Annotated in this window: 21 protein-coding genes and 3 tRNA genes; 3 read left to right on the top strand and 21 right to left on the bottom strand. The window is 74.2% G+C overall.

What is annotated here, in order from left to right:
* Positions 1 to 269: 269 nt before the first annotated feature.
* The 10 genes from ACFRAR_RS11910 to ACFRAR_RS11865 all read right to left on the bottom strand — a co-directional run bounded on the left by ACFRAR_RS11910 (position 270) and on the right by ACFRAR_RS11865 (position 6929).
* Positions 270 to 1565, bottom strand: coding sequence for a hypothetical protein (locus ACFRAR_RS11910; protein WP_380697439.1), 1296 nt, complete (start codon positions 1563 to 1565; stop codon positions 270 to 272).
* A 98-nt stretch (positions 1566 to 1663) separates the two neighbouring features.
* Positions 1664 to 1736: transfer RNA gene (locus tag ACFRAR_RS11905), tRNA-Ala, on the bottom strand.
* Between the two features lie 305 nt (positions 1737 to 2041).
* A tRNA-Ala gene (locus ACFRAR_RS11900) sits at positions 2042 to 2114 on the bottom strand.
* 43 nt (positions 2115 to 2157) lie between these two features.
* Positions 2158 to 2230: transfer RNA gene (locus ACFRAR_RS11895), tRNA-Ala, on the bottom strand.
* Positions 2231 to 2392: 162 nt separating this feature from the next.
* On the bottom strand, positions 2393 to 3043 hold the full coding sequence (locus tag ACFRAR_RS11890) for a histidine phosphatase family protein (RefSeq protein ID WP_380697489.1): 651 nt from the start codon (positions 3041 to 3043) through the stop codon (positions 2393 to 2395).
* Positions 3040 to 3498 (bottom strand): ribosome silencing factor, encoded by a 459-nt coding sequence (rsfS, locus tag ACFRAR_RS11885; RefSeq protein WP_380697438.1) that lies wholly within the window; start codon positions 3496 to 3498, stop codon positions 3040 to 3042. The genes ACFRAR_RS11890 and rsfS overlap by 4 nt, the downstream gene beginning before the upstream one ends.
* A gap of 271 nt (positions 3499 to 3769) precedes the next feature.
* Positions 3770 to 5635: an LCP family protein gene (locus tag ACFRAR_RS11880; RefSeq protein WP_380697436.1), complete on the bottom strand. Its 1866-nt coding sequence runs from the start codon at positions 5633 to 5635 to the stop codon at positions 3770 to 3772.
* A gap of 14 nt (positions 5636 to 5649) precedes the next feature.
* Positions 5650 to 6282: a nicotinate-nucleotide adenylyltransferase gene (gene nadD, locus ACFRAR_RS11875; protein WP_380697435.1), complete on the bottom strand. Its 633-nt coding sequence runs from the start codon at positions 6280 to 6282 to the stop codon at positions 5650 to 5652.
* A gap of 145 nt (positions 6283 to 6427) precedes the next feature.
* Positions 6428 to 6583, bottom strand: coding sequence for a hypothetical protein (locus tag ACFRAR_RS11870; RefSeq protein WP_181970583.1), 156 nt, complete (start codon positions 6581 to 6583; stop codon positions 6428 to 6430).
* A 199-nt stretch (positions 6584 to 6782) separates the two neighbouring features.
* Complete coding sequence (locus tag ACFRAR_RS11865) at positions 6783 to 6929, bottom strand: hypothetical protein (protein ID WP_380697433.1); 147 nt, start codon at positions 6927 to 6929, stop codon at positions 6783 to 6785.
* Between the two features lie 265 nt (positions 6930 to 7194).
* Between ACFRAR_RS11865 and ACFRAR_RS11860 the strand changes: the two genes are divergently transcribed.
* A complete protein-coding gene (locus ACFRAR_RS11860; protein ID WP_380697432.1) occupies positions 7195 to 8280 on the top strand; it encodes a M48 family metallopeptidase in 1086 nt (361 codons plus the stop codon).
* 112 nt (positions 8281 to 8392) lie between these two features.
* Here the strand turns inward: ACFRAR_RS11860 and ACFRAR_RS11855 are convergent, their stop codons facing one another.
* From ACFRAR_RS11855 to proB, 5 genes are all read right to left on the bottom strand, one after another.
* Positions 8393 to 9454, bottom strand: coding sequence for a hypothetical protein (locus ACFRAR_RS11855; protein ID WP_380697430.1), 1062 nt, complete (start codon positions 9452 to 9454; stop codon positions 8393 to 8395).
* Between the two features lie 129 nt (positions 9455 to 9583).
* Complete coding sequence (locus ACFRAR_RS11850) at positions 9584 to 10168, bottom strand: hypothetical protein (RefSeq protein ID WP_380697429.1); 585 nt, start codon at positions 10166 to 10168, stop codon at positions 9584 to 9586.
* Positions 10169 to 10259: 91 nt separating this feature from the next.
* Positions 10260 to 11582 (bottom strand): glutamate-5-semialdehyde dehydrogenase, encoded by a 1323-nt coding sequence (locus ACFRAR_RS11845; RefSeq protein WP_380697427.1) that lies wholly within the window; start codon positions 11580 to 11582, stop codon positions 10260 to 10262.
* A 142-nt stretch (positions 11583 to 11724) separates the two neighbouring features.
* Positions 11725 to 12246: a hypothetical protein gene (locus tag ACFRAR_RS11840; protein WP_380697426.1), complete on the bottom strand. Its 522-nt coding sequence runs from the start codon at positions 12244 to 12246 to the stop codon at positions 11725 to 11727.
* A gap of 174 nt (positions 12247 to 12420) precedes the next feature.
* Positions 12421 to 13557 carry a glutamate 5-kinase gene (gene proB, locus ACFRAR_RS11835; protein WP_380697424.1) on the bottom strand — a complete coding sequence of 379 codons (1137 nt, stop codon included), beginning with the start codon at positions 13555 to 13557 and terminating at the stop codon, positions 12421 to 12423.
* Positions 13558 to 13866: 309 nt separating this feature from the next.
* Between proB and ACFRAR_RS11830 the strand changes: the two genes are divergently transcribed.
* Entirely contained in the window at positions 13867 to 14649 is a 783-nt protein-coding gene (locus ACFRAR_RS11830; RefSeq protein WP_380697423.1) for a hypothetical protein, read from the top strand.
* An 86-nt stretch (positions 14650 to 14735) separates the two neighbouring features.
* Here ACFRAR_RS11830 and obgE read toward each other — a convergent pair whose 3' ends face one another.
* The 6 genes from obgE to ACFRAR_RS11800 form a co-directional block, all read right to left on the bottom strand.
* The gene (gene obgE, locus ACFRAR_RS11825) at positions 14736 to 16217 is read right to left on the bottom strand and encodes a GTPase ObgE (RefSeq protein WP_380697421.1); all 1482 of its coding nucleotides are present in this window, start codon (positions 16215 to 16217) and stop codon (positions 14736 to 14738) included.
* Between the two features lie 139 nt (positions 16218 to 16356).
* Positions 16357 to 16614 (bottom strand): 50S ribosomal protein L27, encoded by a 258-nt coding sequence (gene rpmA / locus ACFRAR_RS11820; protein ID WP_030058248.1) that lies wholly within the window; start codon positions 16612 to 16614, stop codon positions 16357 to 16359.
* Positions 16615 to 16628: 14 nt separating this feature from the next.
* Positions 16629 to 16946, bottom strand: coding sequence for a 50S ribosomal protein L21 (gene rplU, locus ACFRAR_RS11815; RefSeq protein ID WP_045696828.1), 318 nt, complete (start codon positions 16944 to 16946; stop codon positions 16629 to 16631).
* Between the two features lie 231 nt (positions 16947 to 17177).
* The gene (locus ACFRAR_RS11810; protein WP_380697420.1) at positions 17178 to 20789 is read right to left on the bottom strand and encodes a ribonuclease E/G; all 3612 of its coding nucleotides are present in this window, start codon (positions 20787 to 20789) and stop codon (positions 17178 to 17180) included.
* 395 nt (positions 20790 to 21184) lie between these two features.
* Positions 21185 to 21985 carry a TIGR03936 family radical SAM-associated protein gene (locus ACFRAR_RS11805; RefSeq protein ID WP_380697418.1) on the bottom strand — a complete coding sequence of 267 codons (801 nt, stop codon included), beginning with the start codon at positions 21983 to 21985 and terminating at the stop codon, positions 21185 to 21187.
* Positions 21986 to 22214: 229 nt separating this feature from the next.
* Entirely contained in the window at positions 22215 to 24143 is a 1929-nt protein-coding gene (locus ACFRAR_RS11800; protein ID WP_380697417.1) for a TIGR03960 family B12-binding radical SAM protein, read from the bottom strand.
* A 485-nt stretch (positions 24144 to 24628) separates the two neighbouring features.
* On the opposite strand from ACFRAR_RS11800, the gene ACFRAR_RS11795 reads away from it, so the two are divergent.
* Complete coding sequence (locus ACFRAR_RS11795; protein WP_380697415.1) at positions 24629 to 25918, top strand: M14 family zinc carboxypeptidase; 1290 nt, start codon at positions 24629 to 24631, stop codon at positions 25916 to 25918.
* Positions 25919 to 25976: the final 58 nt, after the last annotated feature.

Raw genomic sequence — 25976 nt, 5'->3', positions numbered from 1 at the left:
GCCGGTCCTGGTCAGCGCGGCCGGCTAAGGAGCAGGCGCACGGTTCGCATGGGCTCAGGGTACCGCAAGCGGGTCGGCGGGCTGCGGGGTGTACCGCCGGGCCGGGCCCGCAATGCCGCACGGCGGCCCCGCACGGTCCCGCACTGCCCCGCAACGCCTCTCGACGCCAAGCCGACGCCCCTCACGGAGCCTCTCGACGCCCTTCTCGACACCCCTCACTGCGCAGCGCAGCGCCGGCGAGGCACCGCCCAAGGGACCGGCCGGGGTCCCTACCGCGCCGCCGCCCGCCCCGCCGCGTCGAACTCCCGCAACGCCTTCGCCAGCCGCTCGGACTGCATCCCCGCCGCGAGCGAGCGCGCCAGCGCCGCGGTGCGGGCCGCCTCCCGCTGGTCACCGAGCCGGCGGTGGGCCTCGGCGAGGCGCACCATCAGCAGTGCCTTGGAACGGGCCCGTCCCGGCCCGAGCCCGGCTACGGCCTCGGCGAGCAGCACCTTGGCCAGCCGGTGCTGGCCGAGCGCCAGCCGCCCTTCCCCCACCATCCCGGCGAGGTCGGCCCGGGCCTCCTCGGCGCCGGGCAGGCCGTCCAGTTCGGCGAACGCCCGGGCGGCGGCGGCCTCGGCCTGCGCGGCCTCGCCCCGGCGGCCGTACGCGCGGGCGAGCCGGCCGAGCTGGCGGGCCCGGCCGGTGGCGCTGAGCGCGGCGCCGTGGGTGTCCAGGGCCTTGGCGAGCGCGGAGACGGCGTCCAGTCCGCGCCCGCCGCCGCCCTGGGTGGCGAGCACGACCAGCGCGCCGAGCACCGCGACGCCGAGCCGGGCGTCGCCGCTGACGTGGGCGGCGCGCAGCGCGGCGACGAAGGCGCGCTGGGCGGCCGCGTCGTGGCCGAGGTCGTACGCGGCCCAGCCGGCCAGGCGGGCGAGTCTGCTGGCGGTGCCGTAGAGCTCGCGGCCGAGCCGTTCGTCGTACGCGCCGAGTTCCAGCAGTTTGGCCAGCATGGCGAGTTCGGCCCGGGTGGGGCCGAGGACGAGGCCGCCGCCGCAGGAGCGTTCGAGCTTCTGCTTGCTGCGGTAGGACAGGCCGAGTTCGCCGACCAGTCCGGGTTCGACGCGCAGCGCGCCCTCGCCGCCGCCGACGGGCGGTGGCGGGGAGTCGAGGCGGGCGGCGGCCTGGTCGAGGTCGGAGCTGCGGAACAGGTCGGTGAGGCGGACGGGGCCGGCGTCGGTGGCGGCCTCGCGCAGCGAGGTCTGGGCGGTGTCGGCGGTCCACGGGTCGGTGAGCAGCCGGGGCGAGAGGATCTTGGCGCCGCGGTGGCCGCCCATCCGGCCCCAGAGCTGTTCGTAGGTGACGGCGATGCCGAGGGTGCGGCTGAGCACCTCGCAGACCGCCTGGTCGTGCGGGCTGCGCGGCACCATGCCGCGGTCGCGCCACTTGTACGGGGCGGTGGAGCTGATGGCCAGGCCGGGGGGCAGGGCGAGGCTCACCTCACGGGCGAGCCGTTCCGGGCTCCAGCCGAGCTGGTGGAGTATCCGGGCCAGTTCCTCGTTCCGCCTTCGCTCCAGATCGGCCATGGCACGACGGTAGCGGGATTCCGGCGCCCTGGACCGGTGGCGCGGGCAGAACGGCGAAGAGCCGCCTCCCGTTTCCGGAAGGCGGCTCTCGACTGCTGTGGAGCTATGGGGAATTGAACCCCAGACCTCTTGCATGCCATGCAAGCGCTCTACCAACTGAGCTATAGCCCCTCGACCTGCGATGTCACCGTGGTTCCCGGTTGTTTCCGGCCGTTTCCCTCGGCGACATCGACTACTTTACACGGTCCGGAGCGTGCTCCTGAAATCCGCTCCCCGGGGGCTCTCCCGGGCCCACGGCGCGCGCCCCGGGCGCGCGCTCCCCGCTCCGGGCGCGCGAGGTCCGTCTCCACCACCGCACCCCCGCCCGCTGGAACGTCGGCGGACCGTCGTCGGACCGCCGTCCGAAACACCGGCAGACCATGGCCCGAAATGCCGGAAGGCCACCACCCCTTGGGTGACGGCCTTCCGAACTGCTGTGGAGCTATGGGGAATTGAACCCCAGACCTCTTGCATGCCATGCAAGCGCTCTACCAACTGAGCTATAGCCCCGCGACACGGACGACCCTGGCTGACCACGACCGCCGATGCGGAGTGGAGCTATGGGGAATTGAACCCCAGACCTCTTGCATGCCATGCAAGCGCTCTACCAACTGAGCTATAGCCCCGCACTCACCGGGCTTCCCGCTTCCCTTCCGGGCCGCGTTCCTCCCTGCGAACAAGGAAGACTTTAGCTGGTCAGGGCCGGAACTGTGAAATCCGCTCCCCCGGGGCCCCGCCGAGGGCCCCTGAGGGCCCCCGGCGCCCGGCGCCGCCCGCGCCGGTACCGCTCAGGTGTCGTCACCGATGACCGGCTGCGGGAGCGTGCCCGCGTTGTGCTCCAGCAGGCGCCAGCCGCGCGCCCCGTGGCCGAGCACCGACCAGCAGCAGTTGGACAGCCCGCCGAAGCGCTCCCACCGGGACGGTTCCAGGTCGAGCAGCCGCCCGAGCATGGTTCGGATCGTCCCGCCGTGGCTGACCACCACCAGCGTGCCGTCCTCCGGGAGCTTGGCGACGGCCTCCAGCACCACCGGCACCGAGCGGTCGGCGACCTCGGTGGCCAGCTCGCCGCCACCGCCGCGCCGCACCGGCTCGCCGGCCGCCCAGGCCTCGTGCTCCTCGGGGAAGCGCTCGCGGATCTCGGCGTTGGTCAGGCCCTGCCAGGAACCCGCGTACGTCTCCCGCAGGCCCTCGTGGTGCTGCACGTCGAGCCCGGTGACCTCGGCCAGCTCCGCGGCGGTGCGCCGGGCGCGCTGGAGGTCCGAGGAGATCAGCAGGTCGGGACGGAGCCCGGAGAGCAGCCGGGCCGCCCGCTGGGCCTGGAGGACGCCCTGGCCGGTCAGCTCGATGTCCGTGGTGCCCTGGAAGCGCGATTCGAGGTTCCAGGAGGTCTGGCCGTGGCGCCAGAAGACGATGCGCGGACCGCGCGCGGACCGGCTCAGTGCAGGTCCTCGGGCTTGCCGAAGTCGTCGGCGGGGGCGACGGCGTTGCCGACCTCGTCGGTGTGGGCGTCCGGGCGGTTGCGGGACTCCAGGGCGTCGGCGGGCAGCGGCAGCTCGGGGCAGTCCTTCCAGAGGCGGTCCAGCGAGTAGAAGGAGCGCTCCTCGGCGTGCTGGACGTGCACGACGATGTCGAGGTAGTCGAGCAGGATCCAGCGGCCCTCGCGCTCGCCCTCGCGGCGCACCGGCTTGATGTCCAGCTGCTCGCGCAGCTGGTCCTCGATCTCCTCGGCGATCGAGCGGACCTGGCGGTCGTTGTTCGCGGAGGCGATCAGGAAGGCGTCGGTGATCGACAGCACCTCGCTGACGTCGAAGGCGATGATGTTGTGCGCGAGCTTGTCGGCCGCCGCCTGCGCGGCGACGGTGATGAGCTGCTGGCTGTGGTCGGTGACGGTCACGGTGTTCTTCCGGCTCGGCGGCTTTGGGGCGCCCCGGCGCGCGGCCGGGGTCGCCTTCCAGGATCTCACGCCGCCCGGGCGGGCCCGGAACCGTTTTCCGCGCCCTCCCGGGGCCGCCGCGAGCCGGCCGGACCGCCCGGACCGCCGCCGGACGTCGGCCCCACGGCCCGCACGGCCCGCGCGGCCGCCGATCACACGGCCCCGGCGGTCGCACGACCGGACCGCGCACGGAGCCCCCGGACGCGCGATCCGCCGGACCGGAGCCGCCGCCCTACTGGTTCTTCGGCGGCTGGTAGTCCTTGCCGAGCACGACCAGCAGGTCCGCGTTCTGGGTGTCGCCGGTCACCTTCTTCACCGCCGAGTCCGGCAGGCCGAGGCTGGTCGCCAGCGACTTCGCCGCGCCCTGCCGGGCGTCGTCGGTGTAGCGGATCTCACTGGCGGCCTGCGGGGCGGCCTTGGCCCCGCCCGGGATGAACGTCAGGCCGGAGTTGACGATCTGGACCTGCGCGGCGGCGGCCGCCGCGTCGTTGCCGTTCGCGTCCTGGAGCGCGACCCGGGCCGGGGCGTCGCCGGTGGCCGCGGACTTCACGGTGCCGCCCAGCACGTCCTTGACCTGCTTGCCCGCCGTCGCCTCGTCCAGGCTGCCGTCCGGCTTGACGGTCAGCGCGGTGGTGCCGAAGTGGCCGTCCTTCGCCTGCTGGGCGAGCTGGACGAGCACCCCGGCGAGGGCGTCCTCGGGCAGCGAGGGGTCGAGCACCGCGTTCATCCGGTGCACGTCGTCCTTGGCGTCCTTGAACTCGGTCGGCATGGTGCGCACCACCGCGTCCATGACCTGCCCGAACCGGGCCAGCTGGGCGTCCCGGTTCTCGCCGGGCGCCTGCCAGGTGGCGTACGCGACCGCGGCCTTGCCGCTGAGCAGGGTGTTCTTCCCGGCCGCGGACAGCAGCTTGCCGTCCGGCTTGCCGCCCTCGTGGGTCTCGGCGTTGGTGTCCACCCGGACGCCGCCGAGCTGGGAGACCAGCAGTTCCAGGTACGGGGTGTCCAGCCGCCAGGTGCCGGCCACCGGGGCGCCGAGCACGGTGGACAGGCCTTCGCGGGTCGCCGAGGCGCCGATGCCGTCCATGGCCTGGCCGACCGTGGTGACCGGCGGGTCGCCGGGGCCGGGCAGCCGCAGGCTGTCGGGCAGCAGCAGCACGGTGCCCTTCTTCCCGGAGCCGTCGTTGACCAGCAGCGCGCTGGACACCTTGCCCTGGAGGTCGCGCAGGTGGACGACGTTGACCTGGCGCCCGCCGGCCGCGGCGGCCGCGGTCGGCTTGTCGCCGGTGAACAGGAGGTAGCCGCCGGCGCCGCCGGCCGCGAGCGCCACCACCACACCGAGGCCGATCAGCCGGTTGCGCAGCTTGCGGCGGCGCTCGGCGCGCACCTCGCTGCGCGACTCGGCGAACTTCAGCCAGTCGATGACGTCCTCGGTCTCCTCCGCCTCCTCGTCGACGAAGGTGAACTCGCCCGTGGTGTAGCTGTCCCCGGGCGCCTTGCTCCCGGCCTTCCCGGCCTTCCCGGCCCGCGCCCCGCCGACCCTCTCGGACGGCGGCTCGGTCTTCGCCGGCACCGCCTCGGTGGCGGGCCCGGACACCCGCGGACGCGGCGGCGCGGCAGCGGCGGGGGCGGGCGCGGCGGCCTCGGCCTGCGCGGGCACCGGCGGCTCGACGGCGACCGGGTCGGCGACGACCGGCGCGGCGGCGGCCTGGTACGGCTGCTGCTGGTAGCCCTGGTGGCCCTGCTGCTGGTAGCCGTACGGGTCCTGCCCGTACACCGGCTGCCCGTACTGGTCGTACTGGTCGTACTGCTGCTGCCCGTACGGCTGCGCCTGCTGCGGGAACTGCGGGAACTGCCCGGTCTGGCCGCCCTGCTGGTACCCGTCGTACCCCTGGTGGCCCTGCTGCTGGTAGCCGTACGGGTCCTGCCCGTACACCGGCTGCCCGTACTGGTCGTACTGCTGCTGCCCGTACGACTGCGCCTGCTGCGGCTGCTGCGGCTGCTGCGGCTGCTGCTCCTGCGGCTGGTACTCCTGGTACGGCTGCTGGTACTGCCCGGTGGACCAGTCCTCCGGCCGCCGGCCGTCGCTGCGATCAGTCATGCACCGCTCCCGGATCAGTCCCCGCGCGGCGCGTACAGCGCCCGCTTGTCGATGTAGCGGACCACGCCGTCCGGGACGAGGTACCAGACCGGTTCGCCCTTGGCGACCCGGTTGCGGCAGTCCGTGGAGGAGATGGCCAGCGCCGGGACCTCCACCAGCGAGACCCCGCCCACCGGGAGCCCGGCGTCCGACAGAGTGTGTCCTGGGCGGGTGCACCCGACGAAGTGGGCCAGCGAGAAGAGCTCGTCGGAGTCGTGCCAGGACAGGATCTGGGCGAGTGCGTCGGCGCCGGTGATGAAGAAGAGGTCGGCGTCCGGGTGCTGGGCGTGCAGGTCGCGCAGGGTGTCGACGGTGTACGTCGGGCCCTGGCGGTCGATGTCGATCCGGCTCACCGAGAACTGGGGGTTCTCGGCGGTGGCGATGACCGTCATCAGGTACCGGTCCTCGGCCGCGGTGACGTGGCGGTCGCTCTTCTGCCACGGCTGCCCGGTCGGCACGAAGATCACCTCGTCCAGGTGGAACGCGCTCGCGACCTCACTGGCGGCGACGAGGTGGCCGTGGTGGATCGGGTCGAAGGTGCCGCCCATCACGCCGAGGCGCTTCTTCACCGGTTCCGGTCCGCCGGGATTCCCGGCCTGCTCTCCCATGCCGCCACACCTTACGCGACGCCCGTTACGGTGCGGGAACGGCCGGGTGGGGGTCCCCCGCAGAGCCGGTGGGGATTGTCCGCAGATGCGTGAGGGAGCGGCCGACCGGTGGTCGGACGCTCCCCGAGCGGTCCCGGAAGCCGGCTCAGCGGTCCCGGTTGAAGCGGGTGGTGATGAAGAGCAGGACCAGCAGGATGACCAGCGCGGCGCCACCGGTCAGGGCCGGGTTCAGACTGTCGTGGTTGCCCCCCTCGCCCTCGGCGAGAAGGTTCAGAACGGGGAGTGCGGCAGCAGTGCTCATGGTCGGCGGGACCTTCTCGGCTCGGAGGACGGACCTGGGGGTTCTTCCGGGCCGGTGAGGGCCCACCCGTCATCGTACGGGGGGTTACACGGCAACCGCTCGGCGGCCCACCGCCGCTGACCGGGCGTGAGCACGGGCCGGGGAAGGGCCTCGGGGCCCGTACCGGCGGGGCCCGGGGCGGTACCGGCCGGAGCCCGGACTAGTTCTGCTTGAAGGCGCGGGCCATGATCCAGATCAGCAGGCCGATGCCCACGAAGGACGCGACCACGATGATCCGCAGGAACAGGCCCGGGCCGGACTCGTCGGAGATGGGCGCGGCCAGGCTGACAAGCGCGTCGGTGGGCATCTGCGGGGCTCCTCGGAACTGGTCGGTACCGCGGCCGGGTCCGGTCTCGGTCATCCAGGCCTCAGGGTAGACCCGCCTCACACCGGCGGCGCCCCCGCCCCGCCCCGGACCGGCGGCGCGGCGCCCCGCCCGGCCCCCGCGCGTACGCTGACCCCGGGGACGAGTACGCAACCACGGACGTTGCACAGACAGTCGTTGCAGGCGAAGACCAGCGGGGGGCGGGCCAGCGGGCCGCGGCCGCCGTCGACCAGGAGGTACTCAGACCATGACCGACCCGACCTCGAAGAGCCCGAGCCGCCGCCGCCAGCGCTTCGCCGGCATCTCCACCCGGGCCTGGGAGCACCCGGCGGACCGCTCGGCCCTGGTCGCGCTGCGCAAGCTGACCGGCTTCGACGACATCCTGAAGAAGCTCGCCGGGCTGGTCTCCGAACGGGCGATCCGGCTGATGTTCCTGGCCACCGCCGTGAAGACCTCCGAGCGCCAGTTCCCGGAGCTGCACGACATGGTCCGCGACGCCGCGTACGTGCTCGACCTGGAGCAGGTCCCGGACCTGTACGTCACCCAGGACCCGGCGGTCAACGCGTACTGCATCGGCATCGACACCCCGGTCATCGTGATCACCAGCGGCCTGGTCGAGCTGCTCGACGAGGAGGAGCTGCGCTCCGTCATCGGCCACGAGGTCGGCCACGCGATGTCCGGCCACGCCGTCTACCGGACGATGCTGATGATCCTCACCAACATCGCCACCCGGATCGCCTGGGTGCCGCTCGGCAACCTGGCGATCACCGCGATCATCACCGCGCTCAAGGAGTGGTTCCGCAAGGCGGAGCTGTCCAGCGACCGGGCCGGCCTGCTCGCCGGGCAGGACCTCCAGGCGTCCATGCGGGCCCTGATGAAGCTGGCCGGCGGCCACAACCTGGCCGAGATGAACGTCGACGCCTTCCTGGAGCAGGCCGAGGAGTACGAGAAGGCCGGCGACCTGCGCGACGGCGTGCTCAAGGTGCTCCAGCTGCTGCCGCAGACCCACCCCTTCGCGGTGGTCCGGGTCGCCCAGCTGAAGAAGTGGGCGGAGAGCGACGAGTACCGCTCGATCCTGGCCGGCGCCTACCCGCGCCGCGCGGACGACCCGGACACCTCGGTCGGCGAGCAGTGGAAGGCCGCCGCCGAGCACTACACGACCTCGGTCAAGGAGAGCAAGGACCCGCTGATGGGCCTGCTCCGGGACGTCGCCGGCGGCGCCGCGACCGTCGGCGGCAAGCTCCGCGACACCTTCACCGGCAGCGGCAGCCGCGGAAGCTCCTCGGGCAACGGCGGCTCGGGCAGCGGCTCCGCGGAGCGCGACGGCAGCTGACCCGCGCGGACCGCGACGGCGGCCGGTGCCCGCCCGGGCACCGGCCGCCGCGCCGTCTCGGGGCCCCGCGCCCCCGGTTCCGCCGCCCCGGCCCCTCCGCTCCCCCGGCCCCTCAGCCGCCCGCCAGCACCCCGCACACCTGCCAGCCCGCCAGCGCGTGGTTGCCCGGGTCCACCGGAGCCGGCGGTGCGACCACCGTGCCCTGCGCCGTGGCCAGCACCGGCTGCAGGAAGCCCGCCGTCGAGGTGCCGCAGGGCTCCGGCCCGGCCTCCACCACCGAGTCCACCAGCCGCAGCTGCCCCGAGGCCAGGTCGACCCGGTCGAACTCGAAGGTCAGCTGCCGCCGCACCGTCTCCAGGGTGACGGGCGCTCCGGCCGGGGCCCCGGCCGGCTTCAGGGCGTAGACGAAGGTGTGGTCGGTGGTGACCTCCAGGGTCCCGCCGTCCGCCTCGTCGACCCGCATCACGCCGGCCACCTTCACGGTGTTCGAGGCCAGCGCGACCCGGGCCGGGTCGAAGCGGACCATCCAGCCGGTCGCCGCGTGGTGCCGGTCGTCCACCGGCCGCGCCACGCTCGTGTCGAACCCGGCCTGCTCACCCGGCGTGACGAAGGTCCGTACGTCCGCGGTGGCGCCCTGGACCAGCGTGGCCGGGGACAGCGAGGAGGCGACCAGGTAGCGCTGGACGGTGTCGAGCGCCTTGGCCGCCTCGATCCGGCTGAAGCTCCCCGTGGCGGCCCCGGTCGGGGCGTTCAGCCCGAGCGTGCCCTCCCCGTAGCCGACGGCCAGCGCGGCGAACGGATCCGCCGGGTCGGCGACCGGGTGGACCGCCGAAGCCGGGGTCAGCGCGACCAGGCTGACGGTGAGCTGACTGCCCTCGGGCCGCACGGCGGTGCTCATCGGCGACCTCACCCCGAAGTACACCGCGGCCCCGAAGGCGAGCAGGATGAGCAGCAGCAGGGCGAGCGCCTGGCGCGGGACGGTGCCCAGCGGGCCGAGCCGCACCCGTGGCCGGGTGGCCCTGCCGAGCGGGCCGGCCAGCCGCTCCCGGGCGGACAGCTCCTGGATCCGGGCAGCCCGCACGAACGATTCGTCGAACACGACGGACCGGAATTCGTCCTCGTTGCCGGAACCGCCCTCGGGCGCACCCTCAGGAGGCTCTCGCGGGTCACCCACACCACCAGGGTAGGCGGACACCACCGCCGCCACGAGGGGCCGGGGGCGCACATTCCCGGGGACGCTCCGTGCCCGGGCGCTCCGCGACCGAAGCCCCCTGACAGCGGCCGCCCCAGGCCCTGTCCGGACCTAGCCCGTGGGTGCCGTGACCACCAGCGGCGGCTCGGCCGGCGCCTGCCCCGGGTCGGCCCCGGCGCTGCTGCTGCCGGACTCGGGCCGCCGGGGCGTGCCCGAGGAGCCGCCCACGCCCTGGTAGATCGCCGCGACCGCGACCGCCACCAGGCTCACGCCCATGATCACGGCGAGCACCCAGGCCACCGGCCGGTGCCAGCGCTGCTGCGCCACGTGCCGGCCGCGGGTACGCACCGGATCCTCGCCGCGCCGCCACGGGCGCCGGCCCCGGCGGTCGGCCGCCCGGTCCGGCCCCGACCACGGGTCGGGGTAGAGGTGGTCCGCGTCGAGTCCGCTCGGGTACGGGCGCAGCTCCAGCGGCAACCCGTCCCCCGCCGGGACGTCATAGCTCCAGCCCGGGCCCGCGGCATCCGGCTCGAACCGTGCCTCGGCGGCGGCGAGTTGCCGCTCCTTGGCGGTCGGCTCGTGCACGGCGGCGGACCGGACGAAAGCCTCATCGAAGACCACGGTGGCGAACTCGTCGTCCGCACCACCGTGGTCGGCGCCGTCGGGGTACGGCAAGCCCCCCACATCCTCAGCCACGGGATTCAGCGTATTACCGGGCGGGCGATTTGTCTGTGGCTCCTGCCAGTTGGTCCGTCACCCGTGTGACGGCCGGCCTTCGCGCCCGCGTTCAGCGGCCGTCCGCGACCCCGCCCACGGTCTGCGTCCGCTCGCCCCGCACGTGCCCGTCACCAGTGACGATGTACTTGGTGCTGGTCAGCTCGGGCAGGCCCATCGGGCCCCGGGCGTGCAGCTTCTGGGTGGAGATGCCGATCTCCGCGCCGAAGCCGAACTCACTGCCGTCGGTGAAGCGGGTGGAGGCGTTGACGGCCACCGTGGTGGAGTCGACCACCTGGGTGAAGCGGCGGGCGGCGGCCTGCGACGTGGTGACGATCGCCTCGGTGTGGCCGGAGGACCAGCGGCGGATGTGCGCGACGGCGGCGTCCAGCGAGGGCACCACCGCGGCGGCGAGGTCCAGCGAGAGGTACTCGGCACCCCAGTCCTCGTCGGTGGCCGGGACCACGGTGGCCGGGCCGCCCGCGGCGGCCTTCAGCACCGCCTCGTCGCCGTGCACCGTCACCCCGGCCTCGGCGAGCGCCGCCAGCGCGAGCGGCAGGAAGGCGTCCGCGACGTCCTGGTGGACCAGCAGCGTCTCGGCCGAGTTGCAGACGCTGACCCGCTGCGCCTTGGAGTTGAGCAGGATGCCGACGGCCATCGCCAGGTCCGTCTCGGCGTCCACGTAGACGTGGCAGTTGCCGGTGCCGGTCTCGATCACCGGGACGGTCGAGCCCTCGACCACGGTGCGGATCAGCGAGGCGCCGCCGCGCGGGATCAGCACGTCGACGTAGCCGCGGGCGCGCATCAGCTCCCGCACCGAGTCGCGGCTCTCCCCCGGCACCAGCTGGATCACGTCGGCGGGCAGCCCGGCCGCGGCGACGGCGTCGCGCAGCACGGCGACCAGCGCGGTGTTGGAGCGGTAGGCGGAGGCGGAGCCGCGCAGCAGCACCGCGTTGCCGGACTTGAGGCAGAGCGCGGCGGCGTCCGCGGTGACGTTCGGGCGGGCCTCGTAGATGATGCCGACCACGCCGAGCGGCACCCGGACCTGCCGCACGTCCAGGCCGTTGGGCAGGGTGTAGCCGCGCACCACCTCGCCGACCGGGTCGGGCAGGCCGGCCACGTCGCGCACGTCGGAGGCGATCGCGGCGATCCGCTCGTCGGTCAGGGTCAGCCGGTCGATCACCGACTCGGGCGTGCCGGCCGCGCGGGCCCTGGCCACGTCCTCGGCGTTGGCCTCGACGATCTCCGCGGCGCGGGCCACCAGGGCGTCCGCGATCGCCAGCAGCGCGGTGTCCTTCGCCCTGCGCGGCAGCGGGGCGAGCGCGGTGGCGGCCACCCGGGCTCGGCGCGCTACGGCGAGGACGGGGCTGTCGGCGGTGGCGAGGTCGCTGGTCATGCCGCCAAGCGTAGCGACTGGGTCCGTCCCGGCCGGCCGCGTTTCGCCGGGTGAGACGGCGCCGTGACGGCCCCTCCGGCCGGGGTGTCCAGGACCGCGACGGCCGGTCCGAACCCGCCCCGGGGCGGCTCAGTACGGGTGCTCAGTACGGGTGCACCCCGCCCAGGTGCGGCGGCGGATCGCCGAAGCCCTCCGCCACCCGTTTGTGGTACGTCGCCCGGTCGACCACCTCCAGCCCGACGATCTCCCAGGGCGGCAGGTTCGCGGTGACCTTGTGCTCACCCCACAGCCGCAGCGCGATGGCCGCCGCGTCGTGCAGGTCCCGGGCCTGCTCCCAGTACCGGATCTCGGCGTGGTCGGCCGCGTAGCGGGCGGTCAGGAAGAACGAGTGGTCGTGCGCCAGCTGCTCCAGTGAGGCGCGCAGCGAGGGCAGCGGGGTGACCTGCCCGGACACGCTCAGCACCACGTGCCACAGCCGGGCCTGCTCGGGGACGGTGGGCGGCTGGGCCGCCCGGTCGCGTTCGGGCCGCAGCCTGCGCACCCCGCCGGGCCGCTGCGGCGGACCGGCCGGCTCGGCGGGGCCGTCCCCGCGTCCGCCGTCGATGCTGGTCAGCCGCCGGCCCGCCGTCCCTGCGGTCAGCGCTGCCTCGCGCCTGCGTTCCACCGGCGGCCTCCTGTTCGGCGATGTCGTGTCGTCCCCACCGGCCCCGCCGGCCCTCGGCCGACCGGTACGGCTGCGCCCCTCCTCGCCGGTGGCCGGGCCGCTCCCGGCCCGGAGCGGTCCGCCGTCCGCACTGCGCCGATCGGCCTGGCGGCCGGTGCCGGCCCGCCGGGCCGGTCAGCCGCGCAGAACGACCAGGTCGTCGCGGTGGACGACCTCGCGTTCGTACCCGGCGCCGAACTCCTGGGCCAGGTCGCGGGTGGACCGGCCGAGCAGGCGGGGCAACTCCCTCGCATCAAAGTTGACCAGTCCGCGAGCCACGATGTGGCCGTTTTCGGCAAGAAGGTCCACCGGATCACCCGCGGCGAACTCCCCGTCGACCTTGGTGACCCCGGCCGGCAGCAGTGAGGCTCCGCCGGAGACGACCGCGCGGACGGCGCCCTCGTCCAGGTGCAGCGAACCGCGCGGGCTGCTGGCGTGGGCCAGCCAGAGCATCCGGTCGGAGGTGCGGCTGCCGGTGCGCAGGAAGAGCGTGCCGGTGGGCCGCCCGGCCAGCGCGTCGGCGGCCTGGCTGGCGGCGGTGAGCACCACCGGGATGCCGGCGCCGGTGGCGATCCGGGCCGCCTCGACCTTGGTGACCATGCCGCCGGTGCCGACCCCGGCCTTGCCGGCGCTGCCGATCTCGATGCCGTCGAGGTCCTGCGGGCCGCGCACCTCGGCGAGCCGGCTGGTGCCGGGGCGGGACGGGTCGCCGTCGTACAGGCCGTCGACGTCGGAGAGCAGCACCAGCAGGTCGGCCCGGACCAGGTGGGCGACCAGGGCGGCGAGCCGGTCGTTGTCACCGAACTTGATTTCGGCGGTGGCGACGGTGTCGTTCTCGTTGACGATCGGCATCGCGCCCATCGCCAGCAGCTGGTCCAGGGTGCGGTAGGCGTTGCGGTAGTGGGCGCGCCGGCTGGCGTCCTCGGCGGTGAGCAGCACCTGGCCGACCCGGATGCCGTACCGGGCGAAGGAGGCGGTGTACCGGGCGACCAGCAGGCCCTGGCCGACGCTGGCGGCGGCCTGCTGGCGGGCCAGGTCCTTGGGCCTGCGGTCCAGGCCCAGCGGGGCGAGCCCGGCGGCGATGGCGCCGGAGGAGACGAGTACGACCTCTGGCGCCTCGGGGCGGGTCCGCAGTTTGGCCAGCGCGTCCACCAGGGCGTCGACCCGGTCGGCGTCCAGGCCGCCGCCCGCCGTGGTCAGGGAGGAGGAGCCGACCTTGACGACGATCCGCCGTGCGGTCAGCACTTCCTCACGCAGAGAGTCCTCGCTCATCTCGCTGTACGCCCTTCCGGTGTGGTGCGGTACGGCGGGCCCGGGCCCGTCGTCACCCCCGAAATCTACGCGATCCACGCAGGTCACCCCTGGGGTGTTTCACCGGCTGGACCCGGCCTGGTCACGGGCTCGCCACAGCGGTTCCGCCAATCCGGATGGCTGGTATGGTCCCTGACCACAAGCCAGATCGGGGGACGGCTTCTTGCCCGCTGGACCCATGTCTTCGACCCTTCGTTTCACGACGGGCGGCGCCGCACTGGGCAAAGGCCGGCAACGGTCGCGGCCGCGCGCCCAGGAGAAAAGCGCATCATGCGTTCGTACACCACCAAGCTGACCGTCGCCGCGCTCGCGGCAGCCACCGCCCTGTCGCTCGCGGCCTGCGGGCCGGACAACGCGGACACTCCGGCCGGTACCGGCGGCGCCACCGGCGCGGCTCCGGCCCAGACCGGTGCGGCCCCAGGCCAGACCGGTGCGGCCCCAGGGCAGGCCGGCGCGACTCCGGGGGCCGCCGCCGGCGGCGCGGCCGGCGGTTCGACCGCGGCCCCCTCGGGTGCGGCGACCGGCGGCACGGCCGGCACCACGGGCGGGGCCGGTACGGCCGGTGCCGCGGGCGGCGGGGCCGGCGGGGGCGTTCCGGCGGCCGCCACCAGTGTGAAGATCGGCCAGAGCGCCACCGTGGACTTCGCCGACAAGAACGCCAAGGTCGCCACCAAGCTGGAGGTCACCGTCACCGGCATCGAGGTCGGCTCCCTCCAGGAGCTCACCGCCGCCAAGGTCACCACGGCCGGCCTGGAAGGCCGCACCCCGATGTACGTCAGCTACACGATCAAGAACGTCGGGGACGCCAGCCTGTCCTTCACCGCTCCGGACTCAAAGTTCGTCGTCTTCGACAACACCGGCAAGAAGGGCATCAACGCCATGACCGCCGCCACCCCGCTGCCCAAGTGCACCGGCGCCAAGTTCCAGGGCGTGACCAAGGGCGCCGAGGTCAAGGGCTGCACCATCATCGCCACCACCGGGACCACCCCGGTCGCGGTCGGCTACACCGACCTGACCGACCTGCTGAAGCTCCAGGCCGCCTGGACCAAGTGACGCCCGGTCACCGCTGAACACGCGGACGGCCCCCGCCACCTCGACAGGTGGCGGGGGCCGTTCAGCGCTCGAAGGACCCGGAGGGCTCAGTGGTCCTCGTCGTCGTCGCCCTCGATGGCGGCCGGGCGGCCGCTGGAGAGCGCCTCGAAGGCGAGGAACTCGGCCTCGGCCGCGTCCCGGCCCTTCTGCTTCTCGCGGCGGCGGTCGACCGCCGGGCGCTGGGTCTCCATGCGGTGGTCCTCACCGCGGCGGCCGAGCATCTCCGCGCCGGCGGCCATGGTCGGCTCCCAGTCGAAGACGACGGCGTTCTCCTCGGGGCCGATGATGACGGTGTCGCCCTCGTGCGCCCCGATCTTCCACAGCTCCTGCTCGATGCCGAGGCGGGCCAGCCGGTCGGCGAGGTAGCCGACGGCCTCGTCGTTGCTGAAGTCGGTCTGGCGGACCCAGCGCTCCGGCTTGACGCCGCGGATGCGGTACGCGCCGTCCTCCTCGGTGATGGTGAAGCCGGTGTCGTCGACGGCCTTGGGCCGCAGCACGATCCGGGTGGACTCCGCGGCCGGCGTGGCGGCGCGGGCCTCGGAGACGATCCCGGCCATCGCGAAGCTCAGCTCGCGCAGGCCCTTGCGGGAGGCGGCGGAGACCTCGAACACCCGGAAGCCGCGCTCCTCCAGGGAGGCGCGGGTCAGGTCGGCGATGTCCTGGCCGTCCGGGACGTCCACCTTGTTGAGCGCGACCAGGCGCGGGCGGTCGTCCAGGCCGCCGTACTCGGCGAGCTCGGCCTCGATGGTCTCCAGGTCCGTCAGCGGGTCGCGGCCGGGCTCCAGGGTGGCGCAGTCCAGCACGTGCACCAGCACCGAGCAGCGCTCGACGTGCCGCAGGAACTCCAGGCCGAGGCCGCGGCCCTGGCTGGCGCCCGGGATCAGACCGGGCACGTCGGCGATGGTGTAGACGGTCTCGCCCGCGGTGACCACGCCGAGGTTGGGGATCAGGGTGGTGAACGGGTAGTCCGCGATCTTCGGCTTGGCGGCGGAGAGCACCGAGATCAGCGAGGACTTGCCGGCGCTCGGGTAGCCCACCAGGGCCACGTCGGCGACGGACTTGAGCTCCATGACGATGTCACGGGCCTCGCCGGGCTCGCCGAGCAGCGCGAAGCCGGGCGCCTTGCGGCGGGCCGAGGCCAGCGCGGCGTTGCCGAGGCCGCCGCGACCGCCCTGGGCGGCGACGAAGCTGGTGCCGTGCCCGACCAGGTCGGCCAGCACGTTGCCCTTGCGGTCCAGCACCACGGTGCCGTCCGGCACCAGCAGGAGGAGGTTCTCGCCGTCCGCGCCGGTGCGGTGGCCGCCCGCGCCCGGCTTGCCGTTGGTGGCCTTGCGCTTGGGCGAGTGGTGGTACTCGAGAAGGGTGGTGACCTGGGAGTCCACGGTGAGGATGACGCTGCCGCCCTCACCGCCGTTGCCGCCGTCCGGGCCGCCGAGCGGCTTGAACTTCTCGCGGTGCACGGAGGCGCAGCCGTGGCCCCCGTTACCCGCGGCGACGTGAAGTTCGACGCGGTCCACGAAGGTGGTCATGGGTGTGCCTCCAGTGCGCGAGAGTCTGCTTGCTACCTGCGTAAAGCGTGAAGGGTGGACCGGAGAATTCCGGCCCACCCTTCACTGTGAGTCTTCTCAGACCCGATGGGTCCTCTCAGACCCGGGAGTCCGCGGGGACTCAGGCCTCGACGGCCACGATGTTGACGACCTTGCGGCCACGACGGTTGCCGAACTGCACCGCACCGGCGGTCAGCGCGAACAGGGTGTCGTCGCCACCGCGGCCGACACCGGCACCCGGGTGGAAGTGGGTGCCGCGCTGGCGGACGAGGATCTCGCCGGCCGAGACGACCTGGCCGCCGAAGCGCTTGACGCCGAGGCGCTGGGCGTTCGAGTCACGGCCGTTACGAGTAGAGCTTGCGCCCTTCTTGTGTGCCATCTTTCGCTATCCCCTTACTTGCTGACCGAGTCGATGCTGGTGATGCGCACCGCGGTGTGCTGCTGACGGTGACCCTGACGGCGGCGGTAGCCGGTCTTGTTCTTGTAGCGCAGGATGACGATCTTGTCACCCTTGGTCTGGTCGACCACCTCGGCGTGAGCCTTCACGCCGGCCAGGACCCACGGGTCGGAGGTGACAGCGTCACCATCGACGACGAGGATGGTCGAGAGCTCGACCGAGTCACCCGGCTTGGCCTCGATACGGTCGATCTCCAGCACGTCGCCGACGGCGACCTTGTGCTGGCGGCCGCCTGCGCGAACGATCGCGTACATGCGGTACCTGCTTTCCTTGCTCGGTCGGAACCCCCGACGCCAGCCACCTGGGTACGGACACAGGAGCCTCTCCCCGGCCCTCCGCGCGAACGCGGCGACCTCGGGAAGGTGATGTGCTCGGGAGCGTGTGGCGTAGACACGCCGATGGTCAAGAATACGGATCGGCCGCCCGTGGGGCAAACCGGACCGTACGGCCCGGGGCGGGATCGCTCCCGCCCCGGGGCGTGGGCACTACTCGGCTGCCGTATCACCCTCGGCGGCCGCGGCCTTCTTGGCCGCCGCGCTCGTCCGCTTGGTCGCGGTCTTGCGGGCGGTGGTCTTCTTGGCCGCCGCGGTGGCCTTCTTGGCGGCGGTCTTCTTCGCGGCGGTCTTGCGGGCGGCCCGCTTCTTCGGCGCCGGAGCCTCCTCGGCGGGAGCCTCCTCGACCGGCGCCTCGTCGGCCGCGGGGGCCTCCGGGGCTTCCGCGGCGGTCTCGGCGGTGGCCGGGGCCTCGACGACCTCGGCCTCCGCGACCACGACCGGCTCGGCCGGCGTCTCGGCGACGGCTTCGGCGGCGGCCGGAACGGCGGCGGCCTCCAGGGCCGCCTCCAGCGCCGCCTCGGCCTTGGCCTGGAGCACCACGATCTCGGCGTTGTTCGGCGAACCGGCCGGAGCCGTCGCCTTGCGCACCGCCCGGCGGCGCGGACGGCCCGCCGGAGCGGCCACCGGCGCCTCGACCGCCGGCGCCTCGACGACGACGGCCTCCACGGCCGGAGCCTCGACGCCCGGGACCTCCAGGGCCAGCTGGCCCTCGATCTCCTCGCGCACCGGCTCGGCCGGCTCGACGAAGGCCTCGACCGGCTCCGCCACGGCGGCCACCGCGGCCTCGACTGCCTGCGGCTCCTCGTGGCCCACGCCGCCCTTGCCCCGGCGGCGGCGCTTGCCGCCGCCCGAGCCGGCCTCGCCCGCCGCCACGGGGGCGTGGACGTGGGCGCTCGGCTGCTCCATGTGGACGATCACACCGCGGCCGTTGCAGTGCACGCACGGCTCGGAGAAGGACTCCAGCAGGCCCTGGCCGACCCGCTTGCGGGTCATCTGGACCAGGCCCAGCGAGGTGACCTCGGCCACCTGGTGCTTGGTCCGGTCCCGGCCCAGGCACTCCAGCAGGCGGCGCAGCACCAGATCGCGGTTGGACTCCAGCACCATGTCGATGAAGTCGATCACGATGATGCCGCCGAGGTCGCGCAGCCGCAGCTGGCGCACGATCTCCTCGGCCGCCTCGATGTTGTTCCGGGTGACCGTCTCCTCCAGGTTGCCGCCCTGGCCGACGAACTTCCCGGTGTTGACGTCGATGACGACCATCGCCTCGGTGCGGTCGATCACCAGCGAACCGCCGCTGGGCAGCCAGACCTTGCGGTCCAGCGCCTTCATCAGCTGCTCGTCGATCCGGTAGGTGGCGAACACGTCCACCTCGGAGGTCCACCGCTGGAGTCGCTCGGCGAGGTCCGGGGCCACGTTGGAGACGTACTCGTGGATGGTCTTCCACGCCTCGTCGCCGGAGACGATGACCTTGGTGAAGTCCTCGTTGAAGATGTCGCGGACGACCCGGACGGTCATGTCCGGCTCGCCGTACAGCAGCGCCGGGGCGTTGCCGGTCGCGGCCTTCTTCTGGATGTCCTCCCACTGCTGCTGGAGGCGCTGGACGTCCCGGGTCAGCTCCTCCTCGGAGGCGCCCTCGGCGGCGGTGCGCACGATGACGCCCGCGTCGTCCGGAACGATCTTCTTCAGGATCTGCTTCAGGCGGGCGCGCTCGTTCTCGGGCAGCTTGCGCGAGATGCCGGTCATCGAGCCCTCGGGCACGTAGACCAGGTAGCGGCCGGGCAGCGAGATCTGGCTGGTCAGGCGGGCGCCCTTGTGACCGATCGGGTCCTTGGAGACCTGCACCAGCACGGACTGGCCGGACTTCAGCACCGACTCGATCCGGCGCGGGCCGCCGTGGCCGCCCAGCGCGCCGAAGTTGACCTCACCGGCGTACAGCACCGCGTTGCGGCCCTTGCCGATGTCGACGAAGGCGGCCTCCATCGACGGCAGCACGTTCTGGACCTTGCCCAGGTAGACGTTGCCGACGTACGAGGTGGCCTGCTCCTTGTTGACGTAGTGCTCGACCAGCACGCCGTCCTCGAGGACGCCGATCTGGGTGCGCTGGCCGTTCTGGCGCACCACCATGACGCGCTCGACCGACTCGCGGCGGGCCAGGAACTCGGCCTCGGTGATGATCGGCACCCGGCGGCGGCCCAGCTCGCGGCCCTCGCGGCGGCGCTGCTTCTTGGCCTCCAGGCGGGTGGAGCCCTTGATGGACTGCACCTCGTCCGGGTCGAACGACGGCTCGGTGGAACGGCGGCGCGGCTCGCGCACCTTCACGACCGTGCGGACGCCGTCCTCGGTGGTCTCGGCGGTCTCGACGGCGCCGGCCTCACCGCTGCGGCGGCGACGGCGGCGACGGCGGCGCGACGAGGACAGGCCGGCGGCCAGGTCGTCGTCGTCCTCGCCCTCCTCGTCGGCGACGGCCTCGGCCGACTCCTCGGCGGTGGGCTGCTCGGCCTCGGCGGCCTCGAACTCCTCGGCCTCACCACGGCGACGGCGGCGGCCGCCCCGGCGGCGACGGCGCGACGGACGGCCGTCCTCCTCCCACTCGCCCTCGGTCTCCGGACCGGCGGCGGGGGCCTCCACGACGGGCGTCTCGACGGCGGGCGCGGGCGCCGCGACGACGGGCGCGGGCGCCGCGACCGGGGCCTGCACCTGGGGCTGGGCCTGCACCTGGGGCTGGGCCTTGGCCTTGGCGGCCGGCTTGCGGCGGGTCGGCTCCACCCGGGCGCGGACCCGGCGACGGCGGCCGACGCCGCTGTACTCGTACTCGTCCTCCTGCTCGCGCTCGACCGCGGCCGGGGCCTCGGTGGGCGCCGGGGCGGCGACGGGCTGCTGCGGCGCGGCCGGCGTGGACGGCGCGACGAAGGGGGCCGGCTCCTGGAACACCGGGGCCTGGAAGACCGCGGTGGCCGGACGGACGGCGCGGCGGCGCACCCGGTGGTGCGGCTCGGCCTCGGCGGCCGGAGCGGCAGCGGCGGGCTCGGCCACCGGCTGGGCGGCGGGGGCCTCGGTGACCGCCTCGACGGCCTCCTCCTCGGGCTCCTCGACGGCGGGCTCCTCGGCCTGCGGCTCCTCGACCGGGGCCTCGACGACCGGCGCGGCCTCGACCACGCGACGGCGGCGGGGACGGCGGGCCGGAGCAGCGGGGGCCTCCTCGGCCGCCGGCTCGGCGGCGGGAGCCGCCACGGCAGGGGCCTCGACGGCCGGCACCTCGGCGGCGGGGGCCTCGGCCTCGACGGCGGGGGCACCGGCGGGCGCCTCGGCGCGCTTGCGGGTCCGGCGGGCCCGGGCGGGCTTCTCGGCCTTCTCCGCCTTGTCCGACGTCTCGGCCTTCTCGGCCTTCGCGGTGGTCTCGGCCTTCTCGGCCACCGGGGCCTGCTCGGCCTCCGGCGCGGTGACCACGATCGGAGCGGCCTCCGGAGCCCCGGCGGGGGCCTCGGCGCGCTTGCGGGTCCGGCGGGCCCGGACGGGCTTCTCGGCGACCGGCTCGGCCGCCGGCTCCGCGGCCGGAGCCGGGGTGGCGGCAGCCGTCGGCGCCTCGGCCGGCAGGACCGTCTCGGCCGCCTCGGCGGCGACGCCCTGCGGGGCACCGGCCGGGCGGGACACCGCGCGGCGACGGCGACGCGGAGGCGCGGCGGACGCGCCCTCGCCACCGGTCACGGCGGTTTCGTTCTGTTCCGTGGCCGCAGTCTGCTGCGGATCGGTGTTATCGAGCATGCGGGTGGATCTCCCGTCAGGCCCCCGGGCTCCGCATCCGGGCACGGCGCGGCACCGATGGCGGCCGGCATCGCGACGATGCCCGGACCGCACCTTTGGACGGTGCCGCCGCGCGGACGCGAGGCCGCACAGGGGCTCGTAGTCTCGCTCGGCGCCCCGCGTTCGGCGGGGTGTCGAAAGTCTTCTGGTCTGACCAGTCTTCTGAGGTTTTCCCAAGCTGCGCCGTCCCCCAACCCCGGGTGGCTCCCGGACGGGGTCCCGGACCGGCCGACCTTCCAGGTCGGCAGGCCCCGGGTGGCAGGCCTGTACTGCGACGACGCTCGCTCCCCTGGGGAGCCGCGGGAACCTCGGAGGACCGTCGGGCCCAGTGAGGCACTGGGCCCGGCCTCCCTCCGCTAGGCGGACGCGGTAGCGTGCGGCTCCGCGATCGGCTCCGAGCCGACCGGAGCCGCCGCGCGGTCGAGCGCCAGCGGGTCGGTCACCGTGCCGGTCTCCTCGTCGAGCGGCCCCTGCGCCAGCCTGGTCACCTCTGCGGGGACCGGCGGCGCCAGGTCGGCCGTCGCACGGAGACCGGACAATACGTCGTCGGGTCGTACGGCGGGTGTGGCGTGTCGTACTACCAGGCGCAGTATCGCACAGGGACGGCCGGTCCGAACATCGCGGTCCGTTCCGGCCCCGGCGTCCGCACCGGCCTCGACCTGCGCCGGGACGGCTTCCAGCGCCGCCACCGCACCCCGCGCGTCGAAGACCCGCAGGCCGTTCTTGGTGCGGCGCTCGACCTCGACCCGCTCGGCGGCGAGGAAACGCGCGGCCGCCTCGGCGGCGGCGTCCGGCTCGACGCCGTCCAGCCGGACCAGCCACTCGGAGGCCTCCAGGCGCTCCACGAAGTTCGGCGTCCGCACCTCGACCGCGTCGATCACGTCCAGGCCCGCCGGCAGCGACTCGTCCAGCTGCGCCCGCAGCTGCTCGGGGTCGCGGACGGCGGCCAGGCCGATCTCCAGGTACTCCGCCTCGCTCGCCACCCCGGTCGGGGCCGCGTTCGCGTAGGAGACCTTCGGGTGCGGGGTGAAGCCGGCCGAGTAGGCCATCGGAACGGCGGACCGGCGCAGAGCGCGCTCGAAGGCGCGCTGGAAGTCGCGGTGGCTGGTGAAGCGGAGCCGGCCGCGCTTGGTGTAGCGGAGACGAATCCGCTGCACCGTCGGCGCGGGCGGCGGACCGTCGGGCGTACGGCGTGCCAGGGTCGCTCAGTCCTTAGTCAGTTGTCCCCGTCCGGCGCGGCGTCTTCCCGCCACTGTCCGGACTCTGTCACCTCAAAGGGTACGCGCCCCGCCACCCCCCTCGCTCCGCCCCTGGTCAGACACCGCTCCACGGCACGCCGCGACCCCGGCCGGATCATTCCGGCCGGGGTCGCGGATGTGCGACGCGCTACTTGTTGACGACCGTCAGCGGCAGCATCTTCTTGCCGGTGGGGCCGATCTGGATGTCGAGGCCGAGCTGCGGACACACGCCGCAGTCGAAGCACGGCGTCCAGCGGCAGTCGTCGACCTCGACCTCCTCCAGGGCGTCCTGCCAGTCCTCCCAGAGCCAGTCCTTGTCGAGGCCGCTGTCCAGGTGGTCCCAGGGCAGCACCTCCTCGTAGGAGCGCTCGCGGGTGGTGTACCAGTCGACGTCGACGCCGGTGCCGGCCAGGCCCTTCTCGGCGCAGAGCATCCAGCGGTCGTACGAGAAGTACTCGCGCCAGCCGTCGAAGCGGCCGCCGTCCTCGTAGACCGCGCGGATGACCGCGCCGACCCGGCGGTCACCGCGAGAGAGCAGGCCCTCGACGATGCCCGGCTTGCCGTCGTGGTAGCGGTAGCCGATGTTCTTGCCGTACTTGCGGTCGCCGCGGATCGAGTCGCGCAGCTTGGCCAGGCGGGCGTCGGTGGCCTCGGCGGACAGCTGCGGGGCCCACTGGAACGGGGTGTGCGGCTTGGGCACGAACCCGCCGATGGAGACGGTGCAGCGGATGTCGTTCTGCCCGGTGACCTCGCGGCCCTTCTGGATGACGTTCTTCGCCATCTCGCCGATCTGGAGCACGTCCTCGTCGGTCTCGGTGGGCAGGCCGCACATGAAGTACAGCTTCACCTGGCGCCAGCCGTTGCCGTACGCGGTGGCGACGGTGCGGATCAGGTCCTCCTCCGACACCATCTTGTTGATCACCTTGCGCATGCGCTCGCTGCCGCCCTCGGGGGCGAAGGTGAGGCCCGAGCGGCGCCCGTTGCGGGACAGCTCGTTGGCGAGGTCGATGTTGAAGGCGTCGACGCGGGTGGACGGCAGCGACAGACCGATCTTGTCCTCGGTGTAGCGGTCCGCCAGGCCCTTGGCGATGTCGCCGATCTCGGTGTGGTCGGCGCTGGACAGCGACAGCAGGCCGACCTCCTCGAAGCCGGTCGCCTTCAGCCCGCGCTCCACCATCTCGCCGATGCCGGTGATGCTTCGCTCCCGCACGGGGCGCGTGATCATGCCGGCCTGGCAGAAGCGGCAGCCGCGGGTGCAGCCGCGGAAGATCTCCACGGACATCCGCTCGTGCACCGTCTCCGCGAGCGGGACCAGCGGCTGCTTGGGGTACGGCCACTCGTCCAGGTCCATCACGGTGTGCTTGGACACCCGCCACGGCACGCCCGGCGCGTTCGGGACGACGCGGCCGATCCGGCCGTCGGCCAGGTACTCCACGTCGTAGAACTTCGGGACGTACACCCCGCCGGTGCGGGCCAGGCGCAGCAGCAGCTCGTCGCGGCCGCCCGGGCGGCCCTCGGCCTTCCAGGCGCGGACGATGTCGGTGATGTCGAGCACGGCCTGCTCGCCGTCGCCGACCACCGCCGCGTCCAGGAAGTCCGCGATCGGCTCCGGGTTGAAGGCCGCGTGGCCGCCGGCCAGGACGATCGGGTCCTCGTCGGTGCGGTCCTTGGCCTCCAGCGGGATGCCGGCCAGGTCGAGCGCGGTCAGCATGTTGGTGTAGCCGAGCTCGGTGGAGAACGACAGGCCGAAGACGTCGAAGGCCTTCACCGGCCGGTGGGCGTCCACCGTGAACTGCGGGACGCCGTGCTCGCGCATCAGCGCTTCGAGGTCCGGCCAGACGCTGTAGGTGCGCTCGGCGAGCACGCCCTCGCGCTCGTTGAGCACCTCGTAGAGGATCATGACGCCCTGGTTGGGCAGGCCGACCTCGTAGGCGTCGGGGTACATCAGCGCCCACCGGACGTCGCTCGCGTCCCAGTCCTTGACGGTCGAGTTGAGCTCGCCGCCGACGTACTGGATCGGCTTCTGGACGTGCGGGAGGAGGGCCTCCAGGCGTGGGAAGACCGATTCGACAGTCATGTACTAGGAACCCTTACGACGTGATTCGGTGCCGCGATTCGGCACGGGAGGGGTGACCCTCAAGGGTAGCCCAATCCGGGGAACGGGCCGTCTGCCCCGGTTCGCGGGACGTCCGTGCTCCGGCGCCGCTCGCACCGGCCGGTGCCCGCCCCGGCACGCGCGGCGCGCGCCCGCCGGCCGGTGCCGTCCGCCGTTGACACGCCCGGACGGGCCGTGCGGTACTGACAGGGCTCCGCCAAAGGAACCTGCACCCCTTCCGGACACGGGAGTTGAGTCGTACGCTCGGCCCTCGTCGGATTTCCCGCCGGCGTGACCCTCCCGCTCCGTCCCGGCCCGTCCGCCCTCGCCGGGCCCTGTCCCGTCGCCGTACGGCCGCCGCCCCCGGCCCGCGGCGCCCGCCCCCGTCCCACCGCCCGCACGCCGTGCCCGGCGGCGCACCCGCACGCCCGCGCCCCGGCGGCCGTACGACCGGCGCAAGGAGAACCATGACCGACACCGGTCGGCGGATCCGCCCCCTCCGGCCCCTCGACACCCGGCCGGCCCGCTACCCCACGCCGGCCCAGGCCGAGTCCGCCGCGCGGCGGCTCGCGCTGCGGCACCCGGACCGCTGCCGGCTGCGCGAGGTGGGCCGCTCCCGGGCCGGGCGCCCCCTGCTGCTGCTCTCGGTGGACCGCGGGCCGCGCGCGGCGCTGGTGGTCGGCGGCCCGCATCCCAACGAGCCGATCGGCACCGCCGGGACGGTCCGGCTCGCCGAGGTACTGCTGGACCGCCCCGCCCGCCCCGGGCTCTCCTGGCACCTGCTGCTCTGCCTCGACCCGGACGGCGCCGCGCTCAACACCGGCTGGCTGGACGGCCCGCTCACCATGCGGCGCCACTACGAGCACTTCTTCCGCCCCTCCTTCGAGGAGCAGCCCGAACTGCTGCCCTCCCCCGGTTCGGGCCGCCCGCCGATGCCGGAGAGCGTGGCGCTGACCGGTCTGATCGACGAGCTGCGTCCCTTCCTCCAGTGCTCGCTGCACGGGGTGGACTTCGGTGGCGCGTTCGTCCAGCTGACCCGTCCGGTCCGGGGCCTGGCGGGGCGCTTCGCCCGCTCCGCGGAGCGGGCCGGCGTGCCGCTCGACGTGGACTCCTACGACGCGGTCGGCTGGGCCAGCCCGGACCCCGGCACCTATCTGATGCCGGCTCCGGGCGACGGGGGCCCCCGGGCGCTGCCGGACGAGCCGGAGCTGTCCACCTGGTCCTACGCGGCCCGGTACGGCGCGGTCACCGCCGTGCTGGAGGTCCCGATGTGGGCGGTCGACGCGGTCGGCGACGCCCGCCCGCACCCGGCCGGGGCGCAGGCCCTCGCGGCCGCCGCCGGCGACCTCACCAGGCGCGCCGAGCAGCTCACCGCCCTGCTCCCGAGCGTCCCCGGGCGCGGCCACGAGGCGTACGGCCCGCTGCTGCGCACCGTCGAGTCCAGCCTGGCGGTGGCCCCGCGGGTGGCCGAGGAGTGGCTGGAGCGCTGGGGCGCCCAGCCGCTCACCGCGTCCCGGGTGACCACCGCCGGGCTGGTCGCGGCGCGGGTGCCGCTGCGGGTGGCGTCGATCCTGCTGCGGCTGCTCGCCGACGCCCGCGGCCCCGGCGCGGAGGCCGCCCGCGACCGCGCCCGGGCCGTCGTCACCGACAGCCTGGAGCGGCTGCGCCACCGCTTCGGCGCCCGCTGGGTCCCGGTGCAGGAGCAGCTGGCGCACCAGACCCGCGCCGTGCTGACCACCGCCGACTGCCTGCTGTGACCACCTCCGGAGAAGGAGGACGGGGCCGGCCCGGGAGTTCCCGGACCGGCCCCGCCGC

Source organism: Kitasatospora sp. NPDC056651, from assembly GCF_042792155.1.
GTDB lineage: Bacteria > Actinomycetota > Actinomycetes > Streptomycetales > Streptomycetaceae > Kitasatospora.
The sequence above is the reverse complement of the archived record's forward strand: the minus strand, read 5'-3'. Positions and strand labels throughout refer to the sequence as shown.